Here is a 6,337-nt window from a genome sequence, read left to right as displayed (position 1 = left end):
CTGACCAATTCATTATAAAGGATTTTTTTATGGCTTAAAACAGTAAAAACCGAAAATTAGGATTATTTTGTATTATTAGACATAATTAATGCAATGCTAGTGATAATTTATATGTATAAAAAATATGTAATTTAAATATCCAATGGTGAATATGGCATATTTCAGATCATAATCGCTATCATCAAGCACATATCCAACAGTTGAGAAGGTGCTTTGCCGATGTTTCCGTTTGAACAATCTCTCGCGCCTAAAGAATCAACTAACTGGTTGAGCTTTCATGGATAGATATGTATGATACAGAAATTGTTCATTCAAATGTATCAGATGAGGATTAATTTACAATTTCACTTGGTGAAAAAAACTTCAAATGATTCATGAAATATAAATGATACACTTGGAATAAAAGCTTAATTAAAATTTTAAGAATAATTCAATATTTGAAGGAGTGACTTCTCATTTTAAGTTTAGATGGAACGTCAGATAAATATATAAGATATAGACATGGATATCCAGAAGAACTCTTTGAGAGATTAAAAGAATATAACATAGGTCTTACAGGGCAATATATACTCGATATTGGAACGGCTAATGGTCTATTTGCAAGAGACATAGCTAAAAAGGGCTGCAAGGTAACTGGAATTGACCTGTCTACGGAATTAATAGAACAAGCTAAACAGATTAATCGGAAAGATCAATTGCCAATAAATTATTTAATAGGAAATGTGGAAAATATGCCATTTGAAGATGCTTCTTATGAAATCGTTACAGCTGTTTTTTGTTGGCACTGGTTTAATAAAGTAAAAGTAGCTGAAGAAGTTCATCGTGTTCTTCAAAATAATGGGAGGCTTGCTATTATTAATTATGAATGGATTCCTTTTAAGAATGATATTACCATGTATACTCAAGAGCTAATTGAAACGTTTAATCCAACATCAAAAAGGGCTAGCGAGACATTGATGTTTCCAGAATGGGCTGACGATATTTATAATGCAGGTTTCTCTCAAGTAGAGACATTTTCATTTGATGTAAAAGTAAATTATTGCATAGAAAATTGGATTGGAAGAATTCAAACTAGTCCGGAAATTGGCGGTGCGTTAAGAGAAAATGATATTGTGTTATTTAACCAAAAGCTTGAAAACTTTTTAAGTAAACAAACAGATGGTCCATTTGAAATACCTTATAGAGTGTTTGGTGTAATTGGAAAATCATAGCAAGCTATTCATTTGCTAGAAAGTTTTGATTTAAATACATATAAAACATACTGGTTCAGCGTGCAATTATAATTTAGGAGGCCAATTGATGAATAAATATGTAAAAATGGAAGTCCTATTGCCAGAAGAGTATATAGAAAAGGTAAGAAATGCGTTAAATGACATTGGCGTTCTTAGAGTTGGCAATTATGATCATGTTATTTCTTATTCAATGGTAAAAGGTTATTGGAGACCGTTAGAGGAAGCAACTCCATTTAATGGTTCTATTGGTGAAATATCATTTGGTACAGAATGTAAAATGGAATTTAAATGCTTATATGAGAAGATAGAAGAAGTGGAAAACATTATTAGAAGTGTTCATCCTTATGAAGAGCCTGTTATTAACGTATTATCTCTATTAAAATGATCAACTCTATTATTAAAAGGAACTGTAATATATTTATAAAATATCCAATTGAAAGGTGTGCTTGAAATGGAAGATTTATTGAAAGAAATAAAAGCTTTAAGCGACAAGGAAGAGAAAACGGTTGAACAAATGGTTCTTAAATTAGCTGAAGAAGTCGGGGAAACTTCACAGGCAGTACTCTCTCACAATAAAGCTAAGGGAAGCGAGTACAAAGAATTAAATATTCAGGATGTGAAGGAAGAATGTGTTGACGTACTTTTAGTCACTATGTCATTATTTTACAAAATATGTGATAATGAACAAGAATTAGAGAGTTTATTAAAAGAGAAAATATTAAAGTGGAAATCCCATATGTGATTATATTTGATTCAGGAGATGATTTTAGTTGTTGGAAACAAAACGATGTACGATGAAAACCTTTCAAAAGTCTGATTATGATGATATGAAAAAATTATATACAAATCAAGAGGTAAGAAAATTTCTGGGAGGAGTTCGTCAAGAAGAGTCCATTGAGGCAGCATTGGATGAAATGCTTATGACAAGTGATGATTGTTATTATTGGACTGTCAGAGAAAAACACACAGATAATTTTATGGGATTAGTTTCACTTGATCCTCATCATGATGGCGAGTATCTTGAAATTTCATATCAGTTTTTACCACATTGGTGGGGAAAGGGTTATGCAAAAGAGGCAGTTCAGTTAGTAATTAATTTTGGCTTCAATGAATTAAGTCTTTCCAAAATAATTGCTGAAACACAAACTGCAAATATCTCCTCGTGTAAGCTTTTAGAGAGAGCAGGTATGGAATTAGAACAAACAATGAGCAGATTTGGAGCTGAACAGGCAATCTATTCTATTAAGCCCTCCTAATTAAATTCAAGATATCTTTCTTCTATATAAATGTAGAAATGCTGCAGAAATGTATTTAAAGTAAAAGACTATTTGGAGTGATAATATGACGTTGATAGCATCATCTGTTTTAGCGGCAGATTTTGGACATTTAAATAATGAATTGGAAAAAGTGAAAAGGGCAGGAGCAGATTTATTACATATCGATATTATGGACGGACAGTTTGTACCTAATATTACTTTTGGCATCCCTGTTATGGAGGTTATTAATACCTACTCTGATTTGCCGAAGGATGTACATTTGATGATTCATAATCCGGAAAATTTCATCAAAAAATTTATTGAATTAGGCGCTGATTATATAACTGTTCGTCCAGAATCTACAGAAAAATTGGAATATTGTCTGGAATTGATAAAGAATAATGGAGCTAAAGCTGGCATCGCCTTAAATCCGGAAACAGAGCTGGAAACCATTCTGCCTTATATGCACGAGATTGACTTATTACTCTTTATGACAATCAATCCCGGCTTTGGCGGACAAAAGTTTATACATCGTGTAGTGGATAAAATGGCTGAAGCAGACAGATACAGAAGGAAGCACGAATTAACGAACCTGTTATTTGAGGTAGATGGAGGAATTAATGAACACACCGCAAAAATTTGTGTGGAAAATAAAATCGATATTTTGGTTTCGGGTTCAACAATTTTTGAATCAGATAATTTCAAGAATACAATACAGACTCTTAAAGAATCATAATAATAAAAATGAGGTGAAGTAGATGATACCATTTGAAATACCAAATCCATTAGAGATGAAACGAGCATTATGTATTCAGCCACACCCTGACGATAATGAATTTGGAGCTGGCGCAACCATAGCAAAGCTTGCTTTTGAAGGGGTGGATGTGCATTATCTTACTGTTACTGATGGTGGATCAGGGAGTAATGATAAAAGTTTGCCCACTCAGAAATTGATAGAAATAAGAAAAAAGGAGCAAGAAGAAGCCAGTTCCATTCTAGGTGTTAATAAATTACACTGGCTGGATTTTCCCGATGGACACATATATGATAGCGAAGAATTGAGGCGAGAGTTAGTAAGAGTAATCCGTACAGTACGCCCCGATATTATTTTTACTGTAGATCCTTGGCTTGATTATGAAACACATCTTGATCATATTGTGACTGGTAAGGTTGTATCTTTCGCAGCCCGAATAAGTGGAAATGCAAGATTTTATCCAGAACAGCTGGAAGCAGACCTTAAAGAACATAGAGTTCAAGCAATGGCCTACTATACAACTAAGAATCCGAACACATTTATGAATGCAGATAGCTTTTGGGAGAAAAAATTAAAGGCTATTGCAGCACATAAGAGCCAGTTTTCTGGAGACTATCTAATGTTTATAACCAATTATCTTTCTTATAAAGCAACGGAATCAGCAAAGCAAATAGAGGATGATTCCCAATATGCAGAGAGTTTTAAAATTTTACCGCTAATGTTCCTGCATAGCAATGTAGATGCGATAGATATGTGATATTTTTATTGTTAGTATTTTCTTTTATTACCGTTGTTAAGGCACGGAGTACGGGGAACGCTGTCCGGCAGCCGCCCCATCCCCTAGTGTTCCGCATGGCATCAAGAGGGAGCGCTGTTATGGGCAGGTGCAGCGAATTTATATTATAGGGAGCAGGGAAGAAAAATGATTGAATTAAGAAAAATTACCCACGATAATTTTGAGGCAATGTTGGAGTTAAGTATAACAGACGAGCAGAAAAGAAATGTGGATTCCAGCATATATTGTTTGGCTAAAGCCTACGTAAAGATACTCAACGACGAAAAACCTCCTATGATCTTCGCTATATGCAACAATGATGAAGTCATAGGATATGTCGATATTGGATTTTTCGAACTGGCGGAAAGTTCAATTTTGTGTGAAAAATATGGAGATAAATCTACTTATGGACTTAATCGCTTTATGATTGATAAAAAGCATCAAGGCAAAGGATTTGGCAAACAAGCAATGATGAAAGTTATTGATTACATAAAGTCGTTTCCACAAGGAAAAGCCGATGCAGTTGCTACATCATATTGGATGGTAAACGAAGCCGTCCGGAAGTTGTTTGCTTCTGTCGGTTTCGTTGAAACAGGAGCGATATGGGACGGACAAACAGGGGATAACTGGAATGCAGAAAGAAAAGATATAGAGTATGCAGAAGTAGGTGCCAGACTCGGATTATAAAGCTAACAAATTGAATAGTGCATCGTACAATATAAGACCAACTATGCGAAGTCAATAGCAAAAAGGCAAAAAGAAAGCACAATATTAGCCGTGCAAAACTGCGTATTATTATAGGACATAAATAAAAATATATGGAGGTCTGGTTATGTGGGTAATATTAGGAATTATCGCTGTAGCAGCAACTTTTATAAATCTTTATTTGTATAGAACAGGAAAGGATTATAAGCTTGCTATGGCGATGGGCCTATCATTTACAGCATTAACCATCTGTGCAGGATACAGCCTAGCATCGGAGTGGGTAAAAGCAGAAGATTGGGCAGCTTTATCGGATGTAGTACCTGGCATGGGAACGGCATTATGGTTTTTGACAATTGTTTCTATCTTGCTAAATATAGCACCTATATTTTTAGAAAGAAAAGGTAAGAAGCAATAACTTATTAGAAGGAGAAGTTTGTCTCCGTTATGCGGCTTTCTTGATCCGGAGAATCAAAGTTCCTGTACGCTGTGGGTATATGGAGAAAGAATAATAAACAAATATAAGCAAAATGAAACTTTATACCCACTGAATCGTGTTTATATAAAGATGCATAGTAGCAGTTTGAAAAAGAAGACACGTCATTCATATCTTTGATTATGATAGGGTTAATTGTTTGAAAATTCTATACATTAATTCGTTTGGTGCTTACTTGTATTTAAGAGCTAAATAAAGAGAGGGGTATAACTATTTATTGAGGGAGGTGGTATAAATGAAAAAATATCTGAAACTAATGATATTAATAACTATATGTTTCTTTATTGTTTCATTTGTTTTATTTTTAGTGATTGATTCACCAATGCCTATCTTAGCTGCTTTATTTATAACTTGGCTTGTATTCGAGTTGATTTTTCTCTATTTCTTTAATAAGCAAAAAAAAGAAACTAAATTAATATGATGTAGTCAGAGAAATAAAATAAATTGGTTCTATGTCAAATGTGGTGGAGGAATGATTCAGAATGGAAATTTGTAAAGGAAGTTCTACACATGTAGAGGGGATAGCGAAAGTTTGTACAGAAGGCTATTGGACAACCTACAGTGATATTTACTCAAAAGAGTATATTGAGACAGTAATAAGTGACTTTTATAATAGGCAAAGAATTTTAAACGAGGTTACTCTTGTGTCTAAGGAATGGGGAGGATATTTTGTTGCGATAGAAAATGATGAAATCGTAGGAGCTGGTGGAGGCGGAATGATTAGTGATACTTCTAGTGAAATTTTTGTTCTCTATTTAGATCCTAATAGACGAAATGAGGGAATAGGTACTCTATTACTTAATGCAATAACTAACCAACAAAAGGAATTCGGGGCTACAGAGCAGTGGGTTTCTGTTCAAAAAGGAAATCAAAAGGGTATTCCTTTTTATGAAGCAAAGGGTTTCCAATTCCAATATGAACAGAAAGGGTACCACAATAAAGAAAAGGATGATTACATTTCCTTGAGGTATAAACGGCAAATATAAATACTTTTATTTGCTAACTTTTCCTTGTTTTAGGTTTATAATAAAAATGAAAGCTTTTACAAATATATTTAAGAAATCCAAAAAAGAGAAATTTTAAAATTAAAAATAAGGAGAGGAATCTTGGTGAAGAAGTATA

The 6,337-nt window shown here is 33.7% G+C and carries 10 protein-coding genes; all 10 read left to right on the top strand.

Annotation, left to right across the window (positions count from 1 at the left end):
• Positions 1–455: 455 nt before the first annotated feature.
• The 10 genes from IEX29_RS10640 to IEX29_RS10595 all read left to right on the top strand — a co-directional run bounded on the left by IEX29_RS10640 (position 456) and on the right by IEX29_RS10595 (position 6,201).
• On the top strand, positions 456–1,211 hold the full coding sequence (locus IEX29_RS10640) for a class I SAM-dependent methyltransferase (RefSeq protein ID WP_188734450.1): 756 nt from the start codon (positions 456–458) through the stop codon (positions 1,209–1,211).
• Positions 1,212–1,299: 88 nt separating this feature from the next.
• On the top strand, positions 1,300–1,617 hold the full coding sequence (gene cutA, locus IEX29_RS10635; RefSeq protein ID WP_188734425.1) for a divalent cation tolerance protein CutA: 318 nt from the start codon (positions 1,300–1,302) through the stop codon (positions 1,615–1,617).
• 66 nt (positions 1,618–1,683) lie between these two features.
• Positions 1,684–1,974, top strand: coding sequence for a MazG-like family protein (locus IEX29_RS10630; protein ID WP_188734424.1), 291 nt, complete (start codon positions 1,684–1,686; stop codon positions 1,972–1,974).
• Positions 1,975–2,002: 28 nt separating this feature from the next.
• On the top strand, positions 2,003–2,488 hold the full coding sequence (locus IEX29_RS10625; RefSeq protein WP_188734423.1) for a GNAT family N-acetyltransferase: 486 nt from the start codon (positions 2,003–2,005) through the stop codon (positions 2,486–2,488).
• Between the two features lie 85 nt (positions 2,489–2,573).
• The gene (gene rpe / locus IEX29_RS10620) at positions 2,574–3,224 is read left to right on the top strand and encodes a ribulose-phosphate 3-epimerase (RefSeq protein ID WP_188734422.1); all 651 of its coding nucleotides are present in this window, start codon (positions 2,574–2,576) and stop codon (positions 3,222–3,224) included.
• 22 nt (positions 3,225–3,246) lie between these two features.
• A complete protein-coding gene (locus IEX29_RS10615) occupies positions 3,247–3,999 on the top strand; it encodes a PIG-L deacetylase family protein (RefSeq protein ID WP_188734421.1) in 753 nt (250 codons plus the stop codon).
• Between the two features lie 165 nt (positions 4,000–4,164).
• The gene (locus tag IEX29_RS10610; protein WP_188734420.1) at positions 4,165–4,704 is read left to right on the top strand and encodes a GNAT family N-acetyltransferase; all 540 of its coding nucleotides are present in this window, start codon (positions 4,165–4,167) and stop codon (positions 4,702–4,704) included.
• A 145-nt stretch (positions 4,705–4,849) separates the two neighbouring features.
• Complete coding sequence (locus IEX29_RS10605) at positions 4,850–5,137, top strand: hypothetical protein (protein ID WP_188734419.1); 288 nt, start codon at positions 4,850–4,852, stop codon at positions 5,135–5,137.
• A gap of 313 nt (positions 5,138–5,450) precedes the next feature.
• Positions 5,451–5,636, top strand: coding sequence for a hypothetical protein (locus tag IEX29_RS10600; RefSeq protein WP_188734418.1), 186 nt, complete (start codon positions 5,451–5,453; stop codon positions 5,634–5,636).
• A gap of 61 nt (positions 5,637–5,697) precedes the next feature.
• The gene (locus IEX29_RS10595) at positions 5,698–6,201 is read left to right on the top strand and encodes a GNAT family N-acetyltransferase (RefSeq protein ID WP_188734417.1); all 504 of its coding nucleotides are present in this window, start codon (positions 5,698–5,700) and stop codon (positions 6,199–6,201) included.
• Positions 6,202–6,337 lie beyond the last annotated feature (136 nt).

This window comes from Oceanobacillus neutriphilus, from assembly GCF_014645515.1.
GTDB lineage: Bacteria > Bacillota > Bacilli > Bacillales > Amphibacillaceae > Oceanobacillus > Oceanobacillus neutriphilus.
Note: the sequence above shows the minus strand (reverse complement) of the source record. Positions and strands in the feature narration are given on the sequence as shown.

What these genes read in the sequence shown, in the direction of transcription:
- IEX29_RS10615 (WP_188734421.1), top strand. Translation starts at nt 3,247, where the DNA reads ATGATACCATTTGAAATACCAAATCCATTAGAGATGAAACGAGCATTA.
- rpe (WP_188734422.1), top strand. Translation starts at nt 2,574, where the DNA reads ATGACGTTGATAGCATCATCTGTTTTAGCGGCAGATTTTGGACATTTA.
- cutA (WP_188734425.1), top strand. Translation starts at nt 1,300, where the DNA reads ATGAATAAATATGTAAAAATGGAAGTCCTATTGCCAGAAGAGTATATA.
- IEX29_RS10630 (WP_188734424.1), top strand. Translation starts at nt 1,684, where the DNA reads ATGGAAGATTTATTGAAAGAAATAAAAGCTTTAAGCGACAAGGAAGAG.
- IEX29_RS10595 (WP_188734417.1), top strand. Translation starts at nt 5,698, where the DNA reads ATGGAAATTTGTAAAGGAAGTTCTACACATGTAGAGGGGATAGCGAAA.
- IEX29_RS10605 (WP_188734419.1), top strand. Translation starts at nt 4,850, where the DNA reads ATGTGGGTAATATTAGGAATTATCGCTGTAGCAGCAACTTTTATAAAT.
- IEX29_RS10610 (WP_188734420.1), top strand. Translation starts at nt 4,165, where the DNA reads ATGATTGAATTAAGAAAAATTACCCACGATAATTTTGAGGCAATGTTG.
- IEX29_RS10600 (WP_188734418.1), top strand. Translation starts at nt 5,451, where the DNA reads ATGAAAAAATATCTGAAACTAATGATATTAATAACTATATGTTTCTTT.